The sequence below is a fragment of the Vreelandella piezotolerans genome, assembly GCF_012427705.1.
Lineage (GTDB): Bacteria > Pseudomonadota > Gammaproteobacteria > Pseudomonadales > Halomonadaceae > Vreelandella > Vreelandella piezotolerans.
On the sequence record NZ_CP048602.1, the window covers coordinates 2,453,263 to 2,477,334 of the forward strand.

At 58.6% G+C, this 24,072-nt stretch carries 13 protein-coding genes; 9 read left to right on the forward strand and 4 right to left on the reverse strand.

All coding sequences use genetic code 11. The annotated features are described in order from the left end of the window. Nucleotides 1-49: 49 nt before the first annotated feature. On the forward strand, nucleotides 50-3,127 hold the full coding sequence (locus GYM47_RS11310; protein ID WP_153842796.1) for an EAL domain-containing protein: 3,078 nt from the start codon (nucleotides 50-52) through the stop codon (nucleotides 3,125-3,127). Here the strand turns inward: GYM47_RS11310 and GYM47_RS11315 are convergent. Next, complete coding sequence (locus GYM47_RS11315; RefSeq protein WP_153842795.1) at nucleotides 3,124-5,139, reverse strand: sensor domain-containing diguanylate cyclase; 2,016 nt, start codon at nucleotides 5,137-5,139, stop codon at nucleotides 3,124-3,126. The genes GYM47_RS11310 and GYM47_RS11315 overlap by 4 nt on opposite strands. A 267-nt stretch (nucleotides 5,140-5,406) precedes the next feature. Here GYM47_RS11315 and GYM47_RS11320 point away from each other — a divergent pair, with 267 nt between their 5' ends. The 7 genes from GYM47_RS11320 to rfaH all read left to right on the forward strand — a co-directional run bounded on the left by GYM47_RS11320 (nucleotide 5,407) and on the right by rfaH (nucleotide 20,466). After that, the gene (locus GYM47_RS11320; protein WP_153842794.1) at nucleotides 5,407-7,425 is read left to right on the forward strand and encodes a capsular polysaccharide biosynthesis protein; all 2,019 of its coding nucleotides are present in this window, start codon (nucleotides 5,407-5,409) and stop codon (nucleotides 7,423-7,425) included. Between the two features lies 1 nt (nucleotide 7,426). Beyond that, nucleotides 7,427-8,662, forward strand: coding sequence for a capsule biosynthesis protein (locus GYM47_RS11325; protein WP_153842793.1), 1,236 nt, complete (start codon nucleotides 7,427-7,429; stop codon nucleotides 8,660-8,662). After that, on the forward strand, nucleotides 8,659-9,468 hold the full coding sequence (locus GYM47_RS11330; RefSeq protein ID WP_153842792.1) for an SDR family NAD(P)-dependent oxidoreductase: 810 nt from the start codon (nucleotides 8,659-8,661) through the stop codon (nucleotides 9,466-9,468). Before GYM47_RS11325 ends, GYM47_RS11330 begins: the two co-directional genes overlap by 4 nt. A gap of 1 nt (nucleotide 9,469) precedes the next feature. Continuing rightward, nucleotides 9,470-11,089, forward strand: a complete 1,620-nt coding sequence (locus GYM47_RS11335; RefSeq protein WP_153842791.1) for an LTA synthase family protein — start codon at nucleotides 9,470-9,472, stop codon at nucleotides 11,087-11,089. Continuing rightward, nucleotides 11,086-18,411 carry a type I polyketide synthase gene (locus GYM47_RS11340; protein WP_153842790.1) on the forward strand — a complete coding sequence of 2,442 codons (7,326 nt, stop codon included), beginning with the start codon at nucleotides 11,086-11,088 and terminating at the stop codon, nucleotides 18,409-18,411. Before GYM47_RS11335 ends, GYM47_RS11340 begins: the two co-directional genes overlap by 4 nt. After that, complete coding sequence (locus tag GYM47_RS11345) at nucleotides 18,408-19,739, forward strand: aminotransferase class I/II-fold pyridoxal phosphate-dependent enzyme (RefSeq protein ID WP_153842789.1); 1,332 nt, start codon at nucleotides 18,408-18,410, stop codon at nucleotides 19,737-19,739. The genes GYM47_RS11340 and GYM47_RS11345 overlap by 4 nt, the downstream gene beginning before the upstream one ends. Nucleotides 19,740-19,950: 211 nt before the next feature. Beyond that, the gene (gene rfaH, locus GYM47_RS11350; protein ID WP_153842788.1) at nucleotides 19,951-20,466 is read left to right on the forward strand and encodes a transcription/translation regulatory transformer protein RfaH; all 516 of its coding nucleotides are present in this window, start codon (nucleotides 19,951-19,953) and stop codon (nucleotides 20,464-20,466) included. A gap of 49 nt (nucleotides 20,467-20,515) precedes the next feature. Here rfaH and GYM47_RS11355 read toward each other — a convergent pair whose 3' ends face one another. Both GYM47_RS11355 and GYM47_RS11360 read right to left on the reverse strand, forming a co-directional pair. Further along, a complete protein-coding gene (locus GYM47_RS11355) occupies nucleotides 20,516-21,760 on the reverse strand; it encodes a hypothetical protein (protein WP_153842787.1) in 1,245 nt (414 codons plus the stop codon). Further along, nucleotides 21,757-22,515: a glycosyltransferase family 25 protein gene (locus GYM47_RS11360; protein ID WP_168444455.1), complete on the reverse strand. Its 759-nt coding sequence runs from the start codon at nucleotides 22,513-22,515 to the stop codon at nucleotides 21,757-21,759. Before GYM47_RS11360 ends, GYM47_RS11355 begins: the two co-directional genes overlap by 4 nt. Before the next feature lie 170 nt (nucleotides 22,516-22,685). Here GYM47_RS11360 and GYM47_RS11365 point away from each other — a divergent pair, with 170 nt between their 5' ends. Then, nucleotides 22,686-23,195, forward strand: coding sequence for an REP-associated tyrosine transposase (locus GYM47_RS11365; RefSeq protein WP_153842785.1), 510 nt, complete (start codon nucleotides 22,686-22,688; stop codon nucleotides 23,193-23,195). A 54-nt stretch (nucleotides 23,196-23,249) separates the two neighbouring features. Here the strand turns inward: GYM47_RS11365 and cysQ are convergent, their stop codons facing one another. Continuing rightward, nucleotides 23,250-24,014, reverse strand: coding sequence for a 3'(2'),5'-bisphosphate nucleotidase CysQ (cysQ, locus tag GYM47_RS11370; protein ID WP_153842784.1), 765 nt, complete (start codon nucleotides 24,012-24,014; stop codon nucleotides 23,250-23,252). Between the last annotated feature and the right edge of the window lie 58 nt (nucleotides 24,015-24,072).

The window sequence follows — 24,072 nt, forward strand, 5'->3', positions numbered from 1 at the left end:
CCATAAGGGAAAGTAAGCACAAACGCGCACCGTCACTGATAGGTCACTTATGGTTTTGCCCCTCAACCATGAAAACGAAGAGCAGCGCCTTCTCACGCTCAAGCGTTATACGCTAGGGGACTTGTCGGCTGACGACCACTTCGACCGTATCACTCAACTGGCTGCTGCCTACTGCGATACGCCCATTGCGCTAATGACGCTCGTCGATGACACCCATGTGTGGGTCAAGAGTAGCGTGGGCCAATCCACGCAGCGGATGCTGCGAGAACACTCATTCTGCGGCATTGCCATCGAAAAACGAGCGCTGTTCGAAGTACAAGATGCCCGTCAGGACGCCTCGCTAAAGCAATTACCCCTGGTGAGTTCGCCTCCGCACATCGTGTTCTATGCCGGAGCGCCTCTGATCGCAGACAATGGCAGCGTCATCGGCACGCTCTGCGTCATGGATACCCAGCCCCGTCGGCTCTCCAGCGTACAAAGCGCGCTACTTCAGCAACTGGCCAGTAGCGCGGTCCTGCAGTTCGAGCACTATGTATCTCAACGTGCCTACGATGCCATTGGCAACGCAGCGATTGGTCTCTGGGAAATGGACGTGCCCAGTCGCGCTACGCACTGGAACGATGTCGTCAACGAGCTCTACGACGTAGACAAGCGTGATGCTCGCACCTTCGAGCAGCGCATGGAGGCTTATACCCCCGAGGACCGCCAGCGCCTGATGGACGCCATCGATTCGGCTATCGAGCAAGGCCTTGCGTTTAACGACACGTTTCAATTGATCACGGTCAGTGGCGAGCCGCGCTGGGTCAGAATCACCGGCAACCCGCTAGTGGTCAACGGCCACGTGGTGCAGCTCATCGGTACGATGCTGGATGTCACTCCGCGTAAACAGATCGAAACCCAATTACTGCGCCAGCAGGCGTTGGAGCAAGCCATCATGCGTGCTCAGGCGAGCTTCATCGATGGCCAAGGCAATGCCAAAGCGCTCGACCCGCTGCTCGAAGATCTATTGGCATTGACCAGCAGCGAATATGGCTTCATTGGCGAGGTGCTATATAACGAGAGCCAGGTCCCCTACCTCGTCGCCCACGCAATCACCGACATCACGTGGGATCGAGCCTCCAAGCTGTTTTATGATCAGAATGCTCCCGATGGAATGGTGTTCAGCAATCTCGACACCCTTTTTGGTCATGTAATGCGCCATCAACAGGTGGTGATCTCCAATACGCCCGCCCTCGATACCCGACGAGGCGGGTTACCGCCAGGGCATCCGCCGCTGAATGCCTTCTTGGGCGTGCCGATTCACTCTAACGGCCACTGTATCGGGATGATTGGCCTCGCTAACCGCCCGAACGGCTATGACGACGCCCTGGTCGAATTTTTGGCACCGCTACTAGGTAGCATAGGGCAGTTCATCAATAACCTTCGCAATCACCGTCAGCAGCGCCAAGACCAGCAGGCCATTGCCCGCCTGTCGATGGTGGCCAAAAATACCAGTAACGGTGTCGTCATCACCGATGCCAAGGGCAATATCGAGTGGATCAACGACGGCTTTACACGGCTAAGCGGCTATACCTTCGAAGAAGCCGTGGGTAAAAAACCTGGCAAGCTAGTCCAGGGAAGCGCCACCGATAAAGCCACCGTGCGGCGTATTGCGCATGCGCTGCGCGACAGGCAGCGGTTCGAAGAAGAGCTGCTCAACTACCGTAAAGACGGCACGCCTTATTGGGTGCACATTAGCTGTAACCCACTTCCCGATAGCGAGCAGTCAGGTGGAGGGTTCATTGCCATTCAGTCGGATATTACCGACACGAAGCGTCACGAAGAAGCGCTGTATAAAGCTGCGAACATCGATGAATTGACGGGACTACCCAATCAACGCTTAGCCCGCACGCAATTAGAGGCGCTCATCCAGCAGCGCGAACCGTTGACGGTCTACGTGCTAAATATCGATGACTTCAAACGCCTTAACGACATGTTCGGCTACCCCGTGGGTAATCGTATTCTAACGCGCATAGCGAAACGCCTGCAGGCGTCGATCAAACCGTTGCGCGGGCAAGGCATTGCCGCACGGCTTAGCGGCGATGAGTTCGTGGTGGTCGCCCCCACCCAGCACTTCAACAGCGCAGCGCTGCAAAGCGCCATCCAGCAACCCATGAAGGTACATGGGCATAGCTTGAAGCTAACGACGTGCATTGGGATGACGTGTTTCCCAGAGGACGAAGTAGACCCTGACACGCTCTTTCGACACGCTTACCAAGCGCTGTATAAAGCCAAAACCCAAGGCGTCTCCCAGTGCGTTCGCTACAGCACCGATGAAGAGTACCTTTCCCGGCTACGTCAGCAAGAGCGCACCGCCATTCAGCATGGATTGAGTCACGGCGAGTTCCAGCTTTTCTATCAACCTCAAGTCGATTTGCAATCGAAAGAGGTGGTAGGTGCCGAAGCGCTGATCCGCTGGCAGCATCCTACGCGGGGGATTTGCGCTCCAGGTGAGTTTTTACCCCTCATCGAAGGCAGCGAACTGGAGTTTCTACTGGGAGAGTGGGTCATCGAAGCCGCTCTGAAACAGCTTCAGCAGTGGCAAAGCGTCGGTATTTCGCTGCAGGTCAGTGTCAATGTCAGCCCGCAGCACCTGCTGCACCAAGGATTTTTGCCTCAGCTGGAAAAGTTATTAGCCCGCTATGCCGATGTGCCCACCAAGCTGCTGGCCATCGAAATTTTGGAGTCCGCCACGCTGGATGACATGCAAGCGGCGCTGCATGTACTCGAAAACTGTCAACGGCTGGGGATCGACGTGGCGCTGGACGATTTCGGCACCGGTTACTCGTCGCTGGCGTACTTTCGCCGCCTGCCGGTGCAGTTGATCAAAGTCGATAGAGACTTCGTTCGCGATATGCTGGCGAGCGAAGATGATCGTGCGATCGTAGAGAGTATCGTCTTCTTGGCCAAGAAGTTCGCGCGCCCCGTGCTAGCAGAGGGCGTCGAGACGCTGGCACACGCTCAAGCGCTCCTGTCGCTGGGCTGCTACTTAGCCCAGGGCTACGGTATTGCGCGCCCCATGCCCGCCGAAGCGCTCCCCCAGTGGCTGATCACCTGGCAGCGGGAAGGTTTCCCAGACGCGTCTTAATCGAACAGCTCTATGGGGTCGAACTGTTCGGGCAATTTGACGACCACGGCGTCTCGCCCCTCCCCTTTGGCTTCATAACTGGCCGCATCTGCCCGGGAAATCGCCACATCGACCGTTTCGTCGCTTTCATCGAAGGTCGTCACGCCGATGCTGAGCGTCACGCTGTACTCTTTGCCCTCATGGGTCACGGTCACCTCGCTCACCGACTGACGCAACGACTCTGCGATACGCTCGGCCTGTCCCAGCGTACAGCTGGGCAGCAGCACGGCAAACTCATCTCCCCCTTGGCGCGCCACATGGTCACTGCGACGCACTTCCCAGGCCACGATTTGAGCGATACGGCGGAGCATCTCGTCTCCCAGCGCGTGGCCGCCCTCATCGTTGATAGGCTTGAAATGGTCCAGATCGAAGAGAAGCAGCGCAGAGGGCGTGCTGGTCTTCTGGAAGTCGGCGAATGCCTCTTCCAACCGGCGCTCGAACCCACGTCGATTGAGTAGCCCCGTCAACGGGTCGTGCTCCGCCTCCCAGCGCTGCAACGCCTCTTGCTGGCGACGCTCGGTGATGTCCTTCACGACCCCGACCAAGCCCAGCGAGTGCCCCCCTTGAGACAACATGACCACCCGTGCATGAATGTCCAGCCACAGCGTTTCATGGTCGCTGCGCACGAACCGTAGTTGGCGCACGAAATCGCTACCGGTTTTCAGGCTGTGAACCCACATGTCCCTCGCCCCTTCTCGGTCGTCAGGGTGCACCTGCTCCATCCACGCCTCCATGGGCGTATCGGGAGGGATATCCAGCATCTCCAGCAGTGCCGGGTTCATATAAGTGATCTTGCCGCCAAAATTGGCAACGAACATGCCCTGGGGTGTAGCGCTCAATACGGAATCCAAAAACGCCTGGCGCTCTTGCAAATGGCCAACCAACTGCTGGCGCTCATGCTCTACGCGGTTGAAAGTCATCGCGACTTGCTGCAACTCCTGCATGCTGGTGGCGAGATCGAGACTCGCGCGCTCGCCCTTACCCACTTCACCAATTTGCGATTCAAGATGGTCCAATGGCTTGAGAATGCGCGCCAGCAGCCACCATAAGAGCGGCATCATGAGTAACGCCAGGACGAACCAAATGCCCAGCAGCTTATAAATGAACCCCGAGAGCGGTAACTGTGCTTGAGTGGTGGGCAAAAACAGGCCTACTATCCAATCGGCTGGCCACACTTGGGCATACGCTTGCAGCGCTACGCGACCACTCGACAGTTCGGCAACCCCTTCCCCTCTCCAACCCGCCAGCGCAAGCTCTAACATCGGGTTCAATTGGACGTTGCTGATCTCGGCGTTCACCAACTCGTGATCAGGATGGTAAAGAATTTTGCCAGAAGCGGTCGAAACGGCCGCATAGCCACTGTCACCCAAACGAATGGTGCTCAAACGATTGAAGAGTCCGCTGCTCTTGAGGCTGACGATGCCCCCGACAAAGCCCGCAAAACGCCCGTTTTCATCCAAACGAGGAATGCTGATGAGCACCAGCGGCATACCGCTAGCCCGGCCCACGAAGGGCTCGCTCACGTAGGGGCGGCGAATACCGCGCACCATTTTGAAATACTCGAGGTCTTTGGTCTCGAGGCCCACTCGCCCCACCACGCTCGGCCAGTCGCTCAAAATCACGCCGTTCTCATCGCTGACCACCAAACCTTCGAACCAAGCCAGCAGGGAGTCGTTCTTTTGCAGCTCGTAATTCAACCAGGTGGGATCGTCTGACAGCCCAATGGCCCCGTTCAACCGCTGTAGCGCGTTGATGCGCTGGTTGATCTGTTGGGTAATCTCATCGGCCAGCAAATCGGCTTCATAGCGCAGGTGGGCGATATTGGTCTCGTGCACCATGATTTTGCCGACCTGCCACGCCATGCCCAGCACGGCCCCCGCCAAGATGGCCAGCGCACAGGAAAGCCCCAGCAGCAGCCGGCTTTTTAGCGAACGAAACGTAATCAGTCGATGGATCAGGGGGGCTAGGCGCACCAGAAATCCCTATTTCGTTAACTTTCCTTGAATGGGGTTCGCGAGTTCAGACGCTATCATGGCTCGAAAGAAATAACTTATCAAAAACAACTGAAATGTGCGCGTTGAGACAAATCAACTTAGCTATTTTTTTTCTAAACCGTTTCTTTGCGTAACGAAAGCGCCTTAACTCTAAGCCAAGCGCGTGCGAATTGATAACCACGCTTATTTCACGTATGTTCGCCGCCTATCTCGCAAACCACCCGACAAAACATTTCGGCACACTCCATGGCAAAACGTACGGCGGGTTACACCTCTAAAGGCATTGGCAGCATCACACCACTCGCCGCATTTTTAAGAGAATTCGACGACGTCCTCCCGCTTCGTCCCCTCAGTGCCCAGCCAGACGCCGTCATTGGATGGGGGTTGAAACCTACCAGCCGCCGAGCGAGGCGCTACGCCGACAAGCGTCGTCTTCCCTACGTCGCCCTGGAAGATGGTTTTTTACGCTCTTTAGGGCTAAGTAGTGCCGGTTACCAACCGCATAGTCTCGTAGTGGATTACAGCGGCATTTATTACGACGCCTCACGACCCAGCGACCTAGAGCAGTGGCTAGCGACCGCCGACTTTTCGTCGGAAGAAGTATCCAGGGCCGAACATTGCATCGCCTTACTAAAGCGTTATCGCTTATCGAAATATAACCATGCGCCGGACAAGCCTCTGAGCGCTAGTGGCGCCAGCGTGTTAGTGGTCGACCAAACGGCGGGGGATGCATCCATCGAGTATGGTGGCGCGAGCGCCGCCAGTTTTTCAGCCATGCTGGAGCACGCACTGGCCTATCACCCCCAGGCCAAAGTGCTGGTCAAAATTCATCCCGATGTGATTGCGGGTAAAAAGCAAGGGCACCTTACCAGCGCTCTTCAGCACCCGCGCTGCCAGGTGATCAGCGAAGATATCAACCCCTGGGCCCTGTTCGACCAAGTCGACGATGTCTATGTGGTGACTAGCCAGCTTGGCTTCGAAGCGCTCATGGCGGGCAAACGTGTCCACTGCTTTGGCACTCCTTTCTATGCTGGCTGGGGCCTGACCCAAGACCAACTCCCCTGCCTCCGGCGCACGCGTTCTCGTACACTGCCAGAAGTGTTCGCGGCGGCCTATCTTCGCTATTGCCGTTACGCCAACCCCTACACGGGCCAGCCATCCACGCTGGAAGAGACGATATACCTCATCGCTGACCAAAAGCGTCAGCAAGAGCGGTTGAGAGGCGCATGGCTCGCTTGCGGCTTCTCCTCTTGGAAGCGACGTTTCATCAGCGATTTTCTGGGTCCTGCTGCCCGCGTTCGTTACCAAAAGAGCCTCCCCAAGCAAGCCGTCGAGTCTCAACGGCTGCTGGTATGGTCGAGCCGTATCGACGGCACCTTCAAAACGCAGCACAGCGAACTGTTGCCTCATCTTTGGCGCATGGAAGACGGTTTTATCCGCTCGGTAGGCCTGGGTGTCGACCTCACTCAACCCCTGTCACTGGTGATAGATCGACACGGTATTTATTACGACCCCAGTCAGCCAAGCGACCTGGAAACGCTGCTCAACGAGCATGAATTTAGCGATGACTTACTGGCCAGGGCCGCCGAATTGCGCCAGCGCCTCGTCACCCTGAAGCTATCGAAATATAACGTGCCAGGGGCGGCTGACGTTGCCTTACCCGATCATCGAACGGTCATTTTAGTGCCGGGACAAGTCGAGAGTGATGCGTCCATCGCCACCGGCTCACCGGAGATCCGCACCAATAGCGCGCTGCTAAAAGCCGTGCGCCAATCTCAGCCGAACGCTTTCATCATCTACAAGGCACACCCTGATGTGATCAGCGGGGCTCGGGTGGGCAAACTCGATACTGATGCCAAACGTCTGTATGATTTGGACGCTAGCCACGTCGACATCACCGCTTTGCTAGAGCGCGTGGATGCCGTGCATACAATGAGCTCGCTGACCGGTTTTGAAGCCCTGTTGCGTCATCGTCAAGTGACGACCTATGGCCTGCCTTTTTATGCGGGTTGGGGGCTAACGCAAGACGCCCTGCGCTGCCCCAGGCGCAACCGGACGCTCACCCTGGATGCCCTCGTTGCTGGCACGCTATTGCTGTACCCCAATTACGTCGACCCCACCTCTGGTCAGCTTTGCAATGCCGAGACCGTCGTCAGCCTATTGGAGCGGGCAAAGTTACAACAATCTAATGCACAAACACCGCTACTTACATGGAAGCAGCGCCTTTATCGCTGCTATCGTAACTTGTTGATTGGAAGCCATTGAGTTGAAGCAGAAGCGCGCATTCTTATTCTTACAAGGCGTTTGCTCGCCCTTTTACCAACGCTTAGCCCGCCGCCTCACCGACGACGGCCACCGCGTGGTGAAAGTTAACTTCAACGCGGGCGACCTCCTCTATTGGCAACGCACGCACAGTCATAGCCACTTGTTTCGTGGCCCTCTGAACGAACTGCCCGCCTACGTCACCTCACTATGGCAACGCTACGGCATTACCGACCAAGTCCTGTTCGGAGACCGGCGTCCCGTGCACCGCCCAGCGGTCGACCAAGCCCCGGCCGCAGGCATTCGCACCCACGTGTTTGAAGAGGGCTACTTCCGCCCCTTTTGGATCACGCTGGAACGTGAGGGAGTCAACGGCCACTCGCTGCTGCCTCGCGATCCCACCTGGTTTTATGAAACGGGCAAAGCGTTACCTGAGCTTCCCTCTCCAGTACGCTTTCGCTCATCGTTTAAAATCCGCGCCATGCACGATGTGGCGTACCATGTGGCCGGGCTGGCGAACCCCCTGGTCGCACCGCGCTATCGCAACCACGCGCCCATTACCGCACCGGTGGAGTATGCGGGCTACCTAAAGCGCTTCACGCTTCTCAAACAGTGGAAAAAACGCGACGCAGCACGGATTAAACGATTGATCGGAAGCGGCAAGCCCTACTTCATGCTGCCGTTGCAGCTAAATACCGATGCGCAAATTCGTGACCACTCTCCCTACGCCAACATGGAAGAGGTCATGGACCACGTGATGGGCTCGTTTGCCGAGCATGCACCAAGCGATGCCTTGCTGTGCATCAAGAACCACCCGCTCGATATGGGACTCGTGGATTACCCCTCCATCATTCAACGTCTCTCAGACTTTTACGGCTTGGATGGGCGCATCGTGTACCTCGAGTCCGGCGATCTGAATGCGCTGATCAAGCATGCAGTGGGCACCGTCACGGTGAACAGTACCGTAGGCATCGTCTCACTGGAATCACACTGCCCCACCTTTGCGCTCAGCGACCCCATTTATAATCTGGCAGGCCTTACCTATGAAGGCTCGCTGGAGGAGTTTTGGCACCAGCCACCACCGCCCAGTGCCGAATTGTTCGGCTATTTTCGCAATACCGTGATGCATACCGCCCAGGTAAACGGCGGTTTTTACTGCCAGCCCAGTATCGATCTCGCGGTCAATAATGCTGCGCACATATTAGAAGCCTGCCCATCCCCTTTGGAGAAGCTGCTGTGAGTGTTGATGCAACGTACTCGACGAAGACACCACACACACGCTGCGTGCTGATCACCGGCGCCACAGGGGCCATCGGTGGAGCGCTCGCCAAGGCGTATGCGTCTCCCCAAACGCATCTGATTCTGCATGGACGCAACGTCAGCGCCTTAGAGCACGTGGCTAACGCCTGTCGCGAAAAAGGGGCTGACGTGTCGCTCTCCTCCATCGACCTCACCGATGATGAGGCACTGGCGCAGTGGCTCACCACGCTCAGTGCCGAGCAGTTGCCGGATATCGTGATCGCCAACGCAGGCAAGAACACACATCCTGATCAGTTGGGCGAGCTCGAGCCCTGGGCCGATGTTCAAGATCTGCTGGACATCAACCTCATCACCCCCATTGCCATGGCGCAGCACTTGGTGCCCGCCATGCGCGCACGGGGTAGCGGCCAACTGGTATTCATTAGCTCACTGGCAGGTTGGCATGGACTACCCAGCACGCCCACGTACAGTGCCAGCAAAGCGGGCATCAAAGCGTATGGCGAAGCCTTGCGCGGCTTGCTCGCCCCCTGCGGCATCGGGGTAACGGTCGTCATGCCCGGCTACGTCACCTCCCCCATGTGCAATGCCATGCCTGGCCCCAAGCCCTTTGAGTGGCCACCCGAACGAGCCGCCAAAGTGATCGTTCGTGGCATTCGCGCCAACCGTGCGCGAGTCAGCTTCCCGTTTCCGCTCAACTTCGGCACTTGGTGGCTGGCCGTCTTGCCAGCAGGCGTGTCGCAGTGGCTCATCAAACGACTGGGTTTCGATCATGTAGGAGGCCGGTAAGATGCTTGACCACCTGCTCCTATCGCTTAGCCTGCCGCTCTTCATCGGGCTAGTGTTCAGCCTAGCGTTCGAAGCGCTGCTGTCTCCACGGCCTGCTCCTCTCTGGCATCGCCCGATGGCAGCCAATGTTATTCATCTTGGTAGTTGGCTACTGCTATTTGGGCTTTTCACGCTGCTGCTCCAGCGCCCCTGGTTTGCCGTGGTCTTCGTGCTGTCACTCCAGCTCGTGGTGGTCCAGTCGAGCAATACCAAGTCCAAAACGCTCAACGAACCGTTCATCTGCCACGACTTCGAGTACTTCTGGGACGCCATCCTGCACCCACGGCTTTATGTCCCGTTTTTTGGCATTGGCCTCGCCATCGCGGCCAGCAGCGCGGGGGCCATCGCTATTGGCAGCTTTCTCTATGTGGAGCCGTCGCTGGTTAGCCAGTGGAGCACTGTGCTCTTTTTACAAAGCACCGGACTGCTCGCCGGGCTCGGGGCGGTGCTGGTAGCCGTTGGTTTACGCTCACTCGGCGCCATGTCCCTGCAACCGGTCGAGGATCTACATCGCGTAGGGCTACACGCCAGCCTTTGGGCCTATGGGGTAGCCTTGATGCGCTCGTCACCGCCTGACCCTTTGGCATCCCCCTACGCGGCTGCCAGCCAGCCCAGTGCCGTCGCTTCACCAGATAGCGCCGAGCGACCCAATGTCGTCCTGGTCCAGAGTGAATCCTTTTTCGATCCGCGCCCATGGTGTCCAGAGGTTGCGCCGACGCTACTGCAACATTTCGATGCTACCTTTACCGAGGCCGTCGAAAAGGGCGAACTGAGCGTGCCGGCCTGGGGGGCCAATACCGTACGCACCGAATGCGCCGTGCTCACGGGGTTGGCACCCAGCGCCTGGGGTGCCCGCCAGTTCAACCCCTACCGCACGCTAAGCCGTCACCCGCTACCCAGCGTGGCGAGCGCTTTTCGCGCGCAGGGATACCGCACTATTTGCGTGCACCCCTACCCCGCTACCTTCTACATGCGCGATAACGTCATGCCGCAGTTGAGTTTCGATACGTTCATCGATATCAGCGCGTTTGACAGTAGCGACAAACACGGGCAATACATCGGTGACCAGGCCGTGGCACGAAAGGTTGGACGCCTGCTGAAAGATGACGATAATAGGCCGCTGTTTATTTTCGTGATCACCATGGAAAACCACGGCCCGCTGCATTTGGAGGCGCCTACGCAGGCACGCTTGGCGGCGACCCTACCCAACGCGACTTGGCCGCTTGCAGACCACCTGCGTGAACTCGCCGTCTATTTGCACCACTTAGGTGAAGCTGATCAAATGTTGGCGAACGTTAAAACCGCGCTAAACGAGCGCATGAGGCCTGGCATACTGGGCTGGTATGGCGACCATGTGCCTATACTGCCAGATGCCTACGGGCACTTCATGCCCCCTACGGGCAGCACCCCATACATGATATGGTCGACGCAACCAACGCCGCCCGACCAAATGCCTGCCAAGCAGCCGCCGCAGGACATAGCCGCCAACGAACTTGGCCTTCGGCTATTTAAACAAGTGTTTGGACACGATATAAGTAACGATGTGATCAAGGCAGAACCAGAACCTCAGGAGCAAGAATGACTAAACGTGTGGCCATCATCGGCGCCGCCCATCGTTTCCCCGGCACCACCCCTGAAACGTTCTGGCAAGACCTGCAAGCCGAAAAAGACCTCGTCACCCAAGTGGCCCCAGATCGCTGGAGCCACGACGCCTTCTGGCACCCAGACAAACGCCACCCCGGCACCAGCGTCACTTTCGCAGCGGGCAGCCTGGGCGATATTAGCGGGTTCGACGCAGCGTTTTTCGGCATTTCTCCCCGCGAAGCCGCCAACATGGACCCGCAGCAGCGCATGCTGCTAGAGCTCGCCTGGGAAACCATGGAAAGTGCCGGCATCGTACCCAGCACGCTGCGTGGCAGCCAGTGTGGTGTCTTCGTGGGTGTCGCCAGCCTGGACTACTCGTACCGCTTGGCAGATGACATGGCCGCCATCGATGCCTCTACCGCCACGGGTAACACCTCGAGTATCGCCTCCAACCGTCTCTCTTACGTATTCGACCTGCACGGCCCCAGCATGTCGCTGGATACCGCGTGCTCGTCCTCGATGGTGGCGTTTCACCAAGCTTGCCAATCCATTCGTAGCGGTGAAACCACGATGGCGCTGGCGGGCGGTATCAGCCTGCACTTGCACCCCTATGGCTTCATCATCTTTTCCAAAGCCAGCATGCTGTCGCCCACCGGACGCTGTCAGGTGTTCGACGAAGCGGGTAACGGCTACGTACGCTCCGAAGGCGCAGGACTTTTCCTGCTCAAAGATTACGACTTAGCCGTCGCCGACGGTGACAACATACTGGCCGTGGTCGCCGGGTCAGCCGTGAATACCGACGGTCATAAATCCGGCCTGACGGTACCCAATCCCAGCGCTCAAACCGACTTGATGCGTCGCGCCTACGAGCAAGCGGGCATCTCCCCCGATGAGATCGACTATTTAGAAGCCCACGGCACCGGCACCGCCGTTGGCGACCCCATCGAAACCCGCGCCATTGGCGAGGCCATTGGCAAGCATCGGCAAACGCCGCTGCCGATTGGTTCGGTAAAAAGTAATGTCGGCCACTTAGAAACCGCCTCGGGCGTGGCGGGGCTTGCCAAAGCGCTTTATAGCCTGCAGCACCGCGAGGTGCCCGCGACCATTGGCATTCGCAAGCTGAATCCGCGCATCAAGTTCGACGAATGGAACTTGAGCGTGGTCACCAAAGCCCAACCGCTGAAACCCAAAGGCCGTTTGGTGATTGGCATCAACTCGTTTGGCTTTGGTGGCGCCAACGCCCACGTCATTTTGGAGAGCGCACCGGAAAAAGCGGAAACGCCTCGTCAAACACCCGCTACCCCGCTGCCCATTCGCCTTAGCGCCCGCAGCGAAGCGGCCCTGACCGACAATGCGCTGGCGCTGGCCAAGCACCTGCAGGTATCCGGGCAGGATTTTTACGATATAGCCCATACGCTTTATCACCACCGTGAGCAGCACAGCCACGGCGCGCTCTGCTTTGCCAGCAGCGCTGACGAAGCCGCCACGGCACTGCGCCAGTTTGCCGAAGGAGAGGCCAGCCCCGTCATGACGCTAGAGCGCCTCGCCAATGCCCGAGGCCCGGTGTTCGTCTACGACGGTAACGGCTGCCAGTGGGAAACCATGGGCCATGACCTGCTGGATACCGACGCCGACTTCACGGCCGCCATCGACCGTGTCGACGCTCTGTTCCAGCGCTACGGTCGCTTCTCTCTGCGTGACGAATTAGCAGGCCGCAACCGGTCAGAAGGCGAAGAGAGCCGCTTCGTACGCACCGAAATCGCCCAGCCCGCACTGTTTGCCCTGCAGGTAGCGCTGACCGAGTGGCTAAAAGCGCAAGGCATCACACCAGCCGCCGTGTTTGGGCACAGCGTAGGCGAGGTAGCGGCCGCGTGGGCATCTGGCGCACTGAGCCTGGAAGACGCGGTCAAAGTGATTTATTACCGCAGTGACTATCAGGGCAAAACTCGCGGCCTAGGGGAAATGACGGCGGTGGCGATGAGTGCCGATGAGATCACTCCTTGGCTCGCCAAGCCCGAATTCGACAAGATCAGTCTGGCGGGCATCAATAGTCCCAAAGGCATTACCCTGGCGGGCGATCGCGACCAGCTCGGCGAGCTGGAAGCTGCGCTGAGTGCCGACGGCACTTTTGCCAAGCGTCTGCCGTTGGATTACGCCTTCCACAGCCCTGCCATGGATAGCATCCAGTCGGGTGTGGTCGTCGCGCTGGCGGACATCGAGCCCCAAGCCACCCAGATCCCCTACGTCTCTACCGTGACCGGGGCGATCAGTGAAGGCACACAACTGGATGCCCACTACTGGTGGCTCAACATCCGCGAGCCGGTGCTCTTCGATAGCGCAGCGACCGCCCTCATCGAGCAGGGTTACAACGTCTTCGTCGAAGTCGGAGCGCACCCGATCTTACGCCGCTATCTCAACGAATCGCTGCGCCAGCAAGAGCGCAGCGGCTTGGTCTTCGGCACCATCGAGCGCCACAAGCCAGGGTTAGAGGGCTTGAACCGCACCACCAGCCAACTGCTGCTCAGTGGCTTGAGCCTCGACAGCCAGCACTTCTTCCCCGTGGAAGGTCAACGCGTGCTGCTGCCACGTTACGCATGGCAGCGCACCCAGCTCTGGGTCCAGGGCACCCACGATGGACAAGGCCTGCTGGCGCGCTATTACCAGCACCCGTTGCTTGGCTACCCGCTGGCCCAGCAAGAGCACACTTGGGAGAGCCAATTAGACACCAAGCGACAGCCTTGGCTGGCCGACCATGTGGTGGGTGAAGGGGCCGTCTTCCCCGGCGCGGGCTTCGTCGAGCTGGCGCTGGCCGCCGCGCTACACCAGAAAGAGACGCCGGTTCTCGATATCGAAGAGCTGGAGATTCGCGCACCGCTGCTGCTGGACGGGCCCAATGGCCGTACCATGCGTCTCACCCTCAACCCCGATGATGGACGTCTGGCCATCCACTCCCGAGAGCCCGCCACGGGAAGCGAGTGGCAGCTCAATGCCGTGGCACGCCGGATGCGCGAAAGCCGCGGTTTCCTGCTCAACCGCAGGGCGCCAGCGCTACCCAAACGTGATGCTGACTACACTCTGGACGAGCATCTGCACATGGCCGAACGCATTGGCCTGCACTATGGCCCAGCGTTTCAGGCGATTCAACGTGGCTGGATCGAGGGCGATAGCGTCATTGGAGAAATCGCCCTCTCAGAGGCGGTGACGGCTCAGTTAAACACGCTACACGTGCATCCGGGAATTCTGGATAGCGCTTTCCAAATGTTCATTCCGCTGCTGGCACAGCACAGTGAATTCGCCGCCCAACTCGCCTTCGTACCGGTGCGCGTCGGTCGTATCCAAGTCAATGCCGAGGCAGGCGCGCCCGTGTTGGCGCGTGCGGTCATGGGCAAACGCGCGCCGCACTCTTTCACGGCGGACTTCGAGCTTTACGATGCCCAAGGGCGCGCCGTGGCGGTGCTGAGCCAAACACGCTTCAAGGCCATTCGCCTCAACCGTGCGCACCACCAACACTTTAGCTATTTAGACGTGGAGCTCACGCCCGCTCCGCTGAAAGCCGCCGCGCTACCGCTTCCCGCAGACGCGCTGACGCGCCTGATGGGCTTGAGCGATGCTTACACCGCCAGCACTGGCCAGCGCTATGCGCAAGAAGTTGCCCCCCTGCTCGATAGCCTTAGCGAGGCCTTCGTCCAGCAGGCTAACGGCGGCGATGACGACGCATCCCCAGCGCCAGAGACCATTTGGCAGCTCTTGGTGCAGGAGTATCCCGACTACTTCGCGCCCATTCACCTCGTCGGCCGCTTGGGCCTGCACCGTGAACCGCTACTCAATGGCCGTGATACGCTGGAAAGCTTGGGCATCACTGCCGAGCATTTGGCCGGCATCAATCGTGTCCTGGTGGGTGAAAGCGGTTGGCAAGTTCTGGCCCAGGAACTAGGTGCGCTGATGGAGGCCTCTCTGGCCACTCTGCCAGATGGCCAACGCCTCAATCTACTGGAAGCAGGCCCCTGCGCGCCCGCGCTGGGCCAGCGCTTGCTGGAACAGCTTGCCCACGGCGCCCCAGGTACGAACGACCGTTATCGCTACCGCGCGCTCACCACGAGCGACACGGCGCGCCACCAGGCGGAACAGTTGCAAGAGCGCTACCCGCTGATGGACATTCAGCCATTAGACGAGGCGCTACCGGCGCTGACAGCCGCGCAAAAGGCACAGCTTGCGTTCGTCAGCGCAGATGTCACCCAACCCGAACGCACACGCCAACTGATCGACGCCCTGCCCGCGCAATTGGCGCCCGGCGCGCAGATCATGGTGATTGGCCTTCATCCGAGCCGTTGGCTGGACGACCTGCTGGCAACGCCGGGCATCGACCAAGCGGCGCTCGAACAGAGCACGCTGATCGAGTGGCTGAGCCACCAGGGGCTGAGCGTTTCCGCGCCTATCGAACTAGAGGAAGCGGGCGCTTACTTGCTGCATGCGCAACACCCAGAGCTTGGTGACACCGACGCGCAGGTAGCCAGCGCGCAGACCCTATTGATAGCCGATGCATCACGAGAAGCGCTTGCTGCAGAGCTGGCGGAGCATCTAAGCCACCACACGGGCCACCGCGTATGGCGTCGGATCAGCGACGCAGCGCCGCAAACGCTACTCAATGACGCGCTGGCCGACCTCACCGACACACCTGTAGCACTGAACGTGCTCGATCTGCGTGAGCTAGGCAGCACGTCCACCGAGGCACAAACGCAGCGCTGTTTCGCCGCGCAGCAGTGGTCGTTGGCGCTGGAAGCGAGCGGCCTGGACGCGCAAGGCTGCCATGTGACCTTATGGCTGACCACTCAAGGCTACCAGCGTGCCGACGACGCCGCGCTATGGGGCTTTGGCCGCTCGCTGGCCAACGAGGCCGTGGGCCACAGCGTCACCCTCGTTGACTTGCCAGATGCCCCCATTGCGTCTGCGCTCGCCACCTTCGCGGCCTCTATCGCGGAACCGGATAGCGAAAACGAGCTGGTGATGACGCAAGAAGGCACCCGCTTTGCCACGCGCCTGCGTACCCTGCCCGCGCCGCACCCGCATACCGCCAGCAACCCCGCACCTCGCCAAGCCATGACGCTCGGCTTCGCCCTGCCCGGCCAATTGCGCCAGCTACAGTGGCGGCCTCGCCAGTTGCCCGAGCTTGGCGCTGACGACGTCGAGGTACGCGTCAAAGCGACCGGTCTCAACTTCCGCGATGTCATGTATACCCTGGGCTTGCTGTCGGATGAAGCCATCGAAAACGGCTTTGCTGGCCCCACCCTCGGCCTCGAGTTTTCCGGTGAAGTGGTGGCCGTGGGCAGCAACGTTCACCACCTAACGCCCGGCCAAGGCGTCGTAGGGTTTGGTCCCGCCAGCTTCAGCGACCGCCTGATGGCCAGCCAGCACGCTGTGGCGCCCCTGCCGGAAGGCATCAGCTACGCCGCTGCCGCCACCATCCCGACGACCTTTTTTACCGTGTACTACGCGCTAAAACACTTGGCACGTTTAGAACCCGGCGAAAAAGTGCTGATTCACGGCGCTGCTGGCGGTGTGGGCATTGCCGCGCTACAAATCGCCCAGTGGATGGGGGCCGAGATTTACGCCACGGTGGGCTCGGAAGAGAAGCGTGATTTCCTCCGCCTAATGGGCGAAGAGCGCCTGTACGACTCCCGCTCGCTCACCTTCGCAGAAGAGATCCTCGAAGACACCCAGGGTGAAGGCGTCGATGTCGTCCTCAACTCCCTGGCCGGTGAAGCCATTAACCAGAACCTGCGCGCTTTACGCCCGTTCGGTCGCTTCCTGGAGCTTGGCAAGCGCGACTTCTACGAAAATACCCATATCGGTCTACGGCCGTTCCGCAACAACCTGAGCTACTTCGGCATCGACTCCGACCAGCTGATGAAAGTGCAGCCGGCCCTCACTCAGCGCCTGTTCGGCGAAATGATGGCACTGTTCAACGACGGCACGCTGAGCCCGCTGCCGTTTACCGCCTTCAGCCACAGCCAAGTCATCGATGCCTTCCGCTACATGCAGCAGGCGCGCCAGATCGGCAAGGTCGTCGTCACCTACGAGCAGCCCATTGCCCCGCCGCGCCAGGAGCAGCTAGGCACCGCCAATATGCAGCTACCCAGCGATGCCAGCTACCTGGTGACCGGCGGCCTGGGTGGCTTTGGCCTAAAAACCGCACAATGGCTGGTCGATAAGGGCGCACGCGAGCTGATTCTACTCAGCCGCAGCGGCCCGGCCAGTGAAGAAGCGCAAGCAGCCGTGGCTGACTTCGAAGCGCAAGGTGTGAACGTGCTGGCGGCGGCGTGCGACATTACCGACCGCGATGCCCTGGCACAGGTGTTCGAGCGCGCCAAACGCGAGCTCAGTCCGCTGCGCGGTATCGTGCATGCCGCCACGGTCATCGATGACGGCTTGATTCGCAACCTAGATGCCGAGCGGATTCAAAACGTGCTGTCACCGAAGATCGACGGTGCCAAGCACTTAGAGGCGCTGACGGCCAACGACACCCTCGACTTCTTCGTGCTCTACTCATCGGCCACCACCCTGTTCGGCAACCCTGGCCAAGCCAACTATGTGGCTGCGAACCACTGGCTCGAAGCGTTCGCGGCCCGCCGTCGCGCCCAAGGTCTACCGGCCACCTGCGTGCGTTGGGGCGCCATCGACGACGTTGGCTTCTTGGCGCGCAATACCCGCACCCGCGACGCACTGCAAGAGCGCCTGGGCGGCTCGGCACTACGCTCAGACGACGCCCTCAAGGTGCTCGAACAAATGCTGCTGACGCCTGGGCCAAGCCTGGGTGTGCTAGAGCTCGAGTGGGGTGCGCTGGCGCGCTTCCTGCCCACCTCCAGCGTGCCGCGCTTCGATGAGATTGCGCGGTCCAGCGATGACGACGGTAGCCTGGATAGCGACGACGACATCAGCGCGCTGCTGGCAGATCTCTCGCCCGAAGAGCTGCACAGCACGATCACCGAGCTGCTGCGCGCCGAACTGGCCAGCATTCTGCTCATCGATGAAGAAAAAATCGACGTGAATCGCTCGGTCTACGACATGGGCTTCGATTCGCTCATGGGGGTCGAGTTAATGACGGCTATCGAGAACCGTTTAGGCGTCCAAGTACCGGTGATGGTGCTCAGCGAAGCCTCCACGCTGGATAAGCTTGCAGGCGTGCTGATTCAGAAACTGCACCAGCACGATGAGGATGTTGAAGAGTCGCCACAAGATGCGTTAGCCTCTCTGGCCGCCCGCCACGGTGCGGATGGCATCAACAGCGAGCCCGCATCCTCCCCTGCGACCGAGACACCATGACCGCCAAGCGTTCTGAGTTAAAACGCCAGCTTCTGGAAAAAGCGCGCCAGCGCCCCACCGCCAGAGCCGCCGCTCCCTCTGCCCCCAGCGCCCAAGGCGCGGGGGCAACCCGTTCCGTGCCCGAGCGCTTTACGCGCTTCGATGCGCACCCAGGCTATCAGCAGCTCATGATGATGCGCCAAGGCGCTGAGCAGCTCGGCCTGGAGGTGCCCTTCTTCAAGGTACATGAGGGCTTGGCGGGGGCCACGAGCGTGATGGATGGCCGCACCTGCATCAACTTTGCCAGCTACAACTACTTGGGTTACTCCGGCGACCCCCGTGTGGTGCAAGCCGCTAGCGAGGCAGCCGCTCATTACGGGACATCCGTCTCGGCGAGCCGCGTCGTCTCTGGGGAACGCCCTATCCACGGCGAGCTCGAACGCGCCATTGCCAGCGCTTACGCCGTTGAAGACGCCGTCGCGTTCGTCAGCGGCCACGCGACCAACGTCTCCACGTTGGGCTATCTGCTCGGCCCAAAAGACCTCATCCTACACGACGAGTACATCCACAATAGCTCGTTGGTGGGCGCGCAGCTCTCGGGGGCCAAACGCATGTCGTTTAGCCACAACGACCCCGACGCTTTGGAGGCATTGCTTGTCCAGCACCGCCATCAGTTCGAGCGCGTCCTGGTCGTGATCGAAGGGCTTTACAGCATGGACGGCGACATCCCCGACCTGCCGCGCTTCATTGCCCTCAAACAGCGCCATCAAGCCTGGCTCATGGTGGATGAAGCCCACTCCTTCGGCGTGATGGGCAAAACCGGCTTGGGCCTGCGGGAACACTTTGCCATCGACCCCACCGATGTCGATATCTGGATGGGCACCATGAGCAAAACGCTCTCCGGCTGCGGTGGCTACATTGCGGGTAGCATCGCGTTAGTCGAGACGCTGCGCTACTTCGCACCGGGCTTTTTGTACAGCGTCGGTATGCCCGCCCAAGTGGCCGCCCCTTCGCTCAAAGTGCTGGAGCTGATGCCCCAAGAACCCGAGCGCGTCGCCAAACTGCAGGCCATCTCTCGCTACTTCCTCGAGCAAGCCCAAGCCCGAGGCATGGATACCGGCCACAGCATCGGCTCCGCCGTGGTTCCCGTCATCGTTGGCAGCTCGCCACTGGCAGCGCACCTCTCCAACGCACTGCTCGCGCGAGACATCAACGTACAGCCCATCCTGTACCCCGCCGTGCCGGAAAAAAGCGCCCGCCTGCGCTTCTTCCTCTCCTGCGAACACACCCAAGCGCACATCGACGAGACGCTAGAGGTACTGGAGAAGCTGTTAGCCGAAGGAATGTGAGTGGTGGTGAATGTGAATGTGAGTGGTGAGTGGTGAGTGGTGAGTGGTGAGTGGTGAGAGGTGAATGGTGAATGGTGAGCCAGCACCGTAGCGCGGCGTAACGAAAGAGCGAGAGCAACGAGCGATAGAGGCACCCGCAGGGGCGGCGATAGCCGCCTGGAAGGTGGCACGTTAACCTGAAGAACCACCTGGGCAATAGGAAGGTAGTAACATGGCAGTAGAAGTAACAGAGACCAGCACTGCCCACTGGTACGTCATTCAATGCAAAGGCAGCGAATCCTTCCGCGCCGCCGAACACCTCGTCAATCAAGGCTATGAGGTGTTCCACCCGGTCCTCGATGTCAAACGCAAACGGCAAGGCAAGCTCACTACCGTCACCGAGCCGCTATTTCCCTACTATTTGTTCATCCGTTTAGACCAGGTCGTCAGCAACTGGCGGCCCATCCGCTCTACGCGTGGCGTCTTGCGCCTGCTCACCTTTGGCAACACGCCCATCGCCGTACCCGACGCCCTCGTCGACACCCTGCGTGCCCAACCCCATCGCCAAGAAGGCAGCCACAGTTACTTCACTGCGGGCGAAAAAGTCACCATCACCGACGGCCCCTTCAAAGATCTAGAAGCCATCTTCACCCGCTGCAAAGGCGAAGAACGCGCCATCGTATTGCTCAACGTTCTCCAACGCCCACAACACGTAGAACTACCGGTTGAAAGCTTGGAAAAGCGGTGACAAGCGACGCGAAATGAATACTGATTTCCGGAATAACGTCTATGCAAGGCTAGCGGGCGGTCGCAAAATAGCGCTGCACCATCTTTCGATACCAAAAAAGCCGTAAAATGTTGATCACACCCAGCACGAAAGGCACGGCATAAATAATGAAGATCCACTCCTGAGCTTGGGGCATTAAACGCACGATGCTAAACACGAGCAATACGAGTAAAAACACCACCATGTTGAACATCAATGACAACCGCTCGTAGCCGCAAAAATTAATCAACACCGACTCAATCACACCAAGTTGCCCGCTGGCCACGTTAAACGCAAACGCCGCCACGAAAAACAGCACCAGCCCCTCATTATTTACCGCGCCTGAAAAATAAAAATACGCGATGATCGTTAGCGATAACGCAGGCACCAAAACAGCCACCAAGGTATAGATTTTTTTACGAAGCGGCACCACCACCGAACGCGCATAATCCCGCACCATGACCATCTTGGAAAGCGCAGCGGCACTATTATTGATCAACCCCCTGGGCAGAGCCGACATTGCGCTAAAGACCGCCACGCAGAGCGAGGCCACGATAGCCACGTCACTACCACCGAGCGCGATAAATAGAGAGGGCAAAATAAAACCGACGCCGCTACTGGCCGCGTTGGAAAAACCCACGACCAAACTCGACACCAAGTCACTGGGCGACAGAAAAGCGACATGACGATAAAAATGAGGGTCGCTCTCGCTGGCAATCAATACACCTACGAATGTTACGAAAGCGAAGGCGTATGAGAGGGACAACACGTTCAACAACTGCCCCGCATCGAGCCGCCCCACCATGACGTATAACGCCAGCATCATGAGAATAAAAAGAAGCCCAATCACGCCATCATAAAAAAACAGCGTCCAAAACTGCCGTTTAAAAACGAGATAATTGCGAAAAACCTGATACAGAGACGTCATCAAAATCAGACAGAACACTTCCCACCCATGTGGAACGGGAACGGCCAACGACGCGACAAGCAGCGCGACTGCTGACACACCCCCACCGACCACCACACACGATGCCCCATAGCGCAGCAGTATCGCCAAGCGCTCATCCTCGGCCATACGCTTCATTAAGATCGTCGCAAAACCAACCCCTGACACCATGACGAAAAAGGCCGCCAGGGTGTACTGAGTAGAAAAAAACACCATGCTGTCTGGGGCAAGAAAGAATCCCGCAATCCCCAACACAAAAATACGAAAGCCACCAGGAACGGCAGCCGTAATAAAAGGCAACAGCCTTTCCAATGAACGACGAAGGGTCATGAACCGTCGTCCTTTCTAGACTGAAGCTGACGAACACATCCTCTTATCACTCGCGCAATCGAAAAGAGTTTTCGCCTCGCTGGTGTTTGGCGCTCACCTTCTAGTGAGCTGTCAAGTTTGATGAAATCCTCCCACACCAATAACGGTCTTACTTCTTGGACCTTAACGCCCTTCGTTTCAAAATAAGGCCAGTCATCCAGCACACACCGGATCGCTGTCGTAGCCGCTAACAATTTAGCCGCGCCCGCTGGAGTCACGACATACCCTACTGCTCCGGAGGGCCATGTTTTAAAACCTCTGCCAAGTTTAAAGGGCCCCATGGGCGTCCAACGCTTTAACGGCTCAAGAAAGTGGTATAGCGTTTTCCGGCGGTGATCTTTTTTAGAGTGACCTAGCAACACCACGTCGAACCGAGCGGAGACACCGTTCAGGCGGTCTAAGAATTGACAAAGCTCCTCTTCAATGAGCGCATCGTCTTCAAAAATGACACCTGGCTTTCCAGCCTCCACCACCTGCTGCCAGATTCTTCGATGGCTTAAAAAACAGCTCACTTCGCCTTGAGTAAGCATCCGGCCATACCGCGCTTGAATAGCCTCACGTTCGATGGGCAGATCGGCATGCTCGATCCTTTCCAGGACCGTGGCATCGATGTACTCAAACGAGATATCAAGCCGAGACAGTTGACGCTCAATAGAGGCCATCCTTGTCTCATCTCTCATGGTCAGTACAAAAACGCCAAACGGCTCAATGCTCACACGTCTGCTCCTTGAATCAATAGGGCTCGTTAAGGTGGGGGAAAAGTGGCTCATATTGTCCCCTAACCTACGCCAGCCTGGCTACTCAGCATTGGCATTGCGGCTTTAAAGATGCATCGTCTTCTCGACGACGGTAGGCTATGGGTATTCATTACTGCAAGGAAGCAGCCATGGCGACCTACCGACGAGCTCACCTACCCGGCGGCACCTACTTTTTCACCGTAGTAACGTATGGCCGCCAGCCGCTGTTATCGGATCGCTTGAACATAGACGCCCTCGGTCGAGCTTTTCGTCGAGTGCGCGACGAACGTCCCTTTCTCATGGATGCGTTCGTTCTTCTACCGGACCACCTGCACTGTCTCTGGACCCTCCCCGAAGGCGATGCGGATTACTCCTACCGATGGAGAGACGTCAAAAAATATGCCTCTCAAGAATTCTTGCTTCCCCCCGGTAGCCAACATGCTTGGCAGCGTGGATTTTGGGAGCACGTCATCCGCGATGAGAACGATTGGCAGCGCCACATTGATTACATCCATTACAACCCAGTGAAGCACGGCTGGGCCCACGCCCCTCGCAAATGGCAGTGGTCCAGCTTCCACCGATGCGTCAAGAAGGGATGGTACGAGCCAGACTGGGGCACGCAAGACATCCCGGACGTCGCCGATATGGACTGGGAGTAGAATACCTGACCCTCCTACCGGAGTGCTTCGCGGGTGCGCTCCGCTTGCGCCGCTCTACGAATAACCCCACACAACAAAGGAGGGGTTCAAGGTCTGGTCAGGGTTGGCGTAGCTAAGCGGCTGCCCTTCCAGGGTCTCTATTCGACCACCTGCATAACGCACGACGGCATGGGCGGCAGCGGTATCCCAGAGACTAGTGGGGCCTAACCGTGGGTACACATCGGCTTTACCTTCTGCAATCAGACAACTTTTCAGCGAGCTTCCCATGGGCTGAATCTCATAAGCGCCCAGCGTCTCCAACCAAGCGGACAAGGCAGGGCTTGCATGGGAGCGGCTGCCCAGTACCCGCCATGCGCTTCCTGGTGAAGGTTTGCCGGTCACTTGAATCACATGGCGCTGTCCATCAGCGTCGATTCTAAAAGCCCCCATACCGTCTGCGGCGATATAAGCCACCCCCAGCGCAGGCGCCGTGACGACCCCCAAAATAGGCGCACCGTGTTCAATCAGCGCAATATTCACCGTAAACTCATCATTTCGCTTGATGAACTCTTTGGTGCCATCCAGCGGGTCGACCAGCCAATAGCAGCCCTCTTTCCCCACGCCTGAAAAGCCCTCTATATCTTCTTCCGACAAGATCGGCAGCGTCGTCGACAGCGCCTCCAAGCCGCGCCGTATCACTTGATGCGCCGCTCGATCCGCCTCTGTGAGCGGGCTGTTATCTTCTTTAATCGTGACATCAAACTCACGAGCATACACGGCCATAATGGCGCGATCAGCGTCCTTGGCAATGGCCAACACCTGTTCGAGTAATTCCCGCATACTCCCCCCAGATAGTAAAAAACCGCCCATAGGACGGTTTTCAAACATTCATCATTCA

What these genes read in the sequence shown, in the direction of transcription:
- GYM47_RS11310 (WP_153842796.1), top strand. Translation starts at nt 50, where the DNA reads ATGGTTTTGCCCCTCAACCATGAAAACGAAGAGCAGCGCCTTCTCACG.
- GYM47_RS11320 (WP_153842794.1), top strand. Translation starts at nt 5,407, where the DNA reads ATGGCAAAACGTACGGCGGGTTACACCTCTAAAGGCATTGGCAGCATC.
- GYM47_RS11335 (WP_153842791.1), top strand. Translation starts at nt 9,470, where the DNA reads ATGCTTGACCACCTGCTCCTATCGCTTAGCCTGCCGCTCTTCATCGGG.
- GYM47_RS11340 (WP_153842790.1), top strand. Translation starts at nt 11,086, where the DNA reads ATGACTAAACGTGTGGCCATCATCGGCGCCGCCCATCGTTTCCCCGGC.
- GYM47_RS11345 (WP_153842789.1), top strand. Translation starts at nt 18,408, where the DNA reads ATGACCGCCAAGCGTTCTGAGTTAAAACGCCAGCTTCTGGAAAAAGCG.
- rfaH (WP_153842788.1), top strand. Translation starts at nt 19,951, where the DNA reads ATGGCAGTAGAAGTAACAGAGACCAGCACTGCCCACTGGTACGTCATT.
- GYM47_RS11355 (WP_153842787.1), bottom strand. Translation starts at nt 21,760, where the DNA reads ATGACCCTTCGTCGTTCATTGGAAAGGCTGTTGCCTTTTATTACGGCT.
- GYM47_RS11365 (WP_153842785.1), top strand. Translation starts at nt 22,686, where the DNA reads ATGGCGACCTACCGACGAGCTCACCTACCCGGCGGCACCTACTTTTTC.
- cysQ (WP_153842784.1), bottom strand. Translation starts at nt 24,014, where the DNA reads ATGCGGGAATTACTCGAACAGGTGTTGGCCATTGCCAAGGACGCTGAT.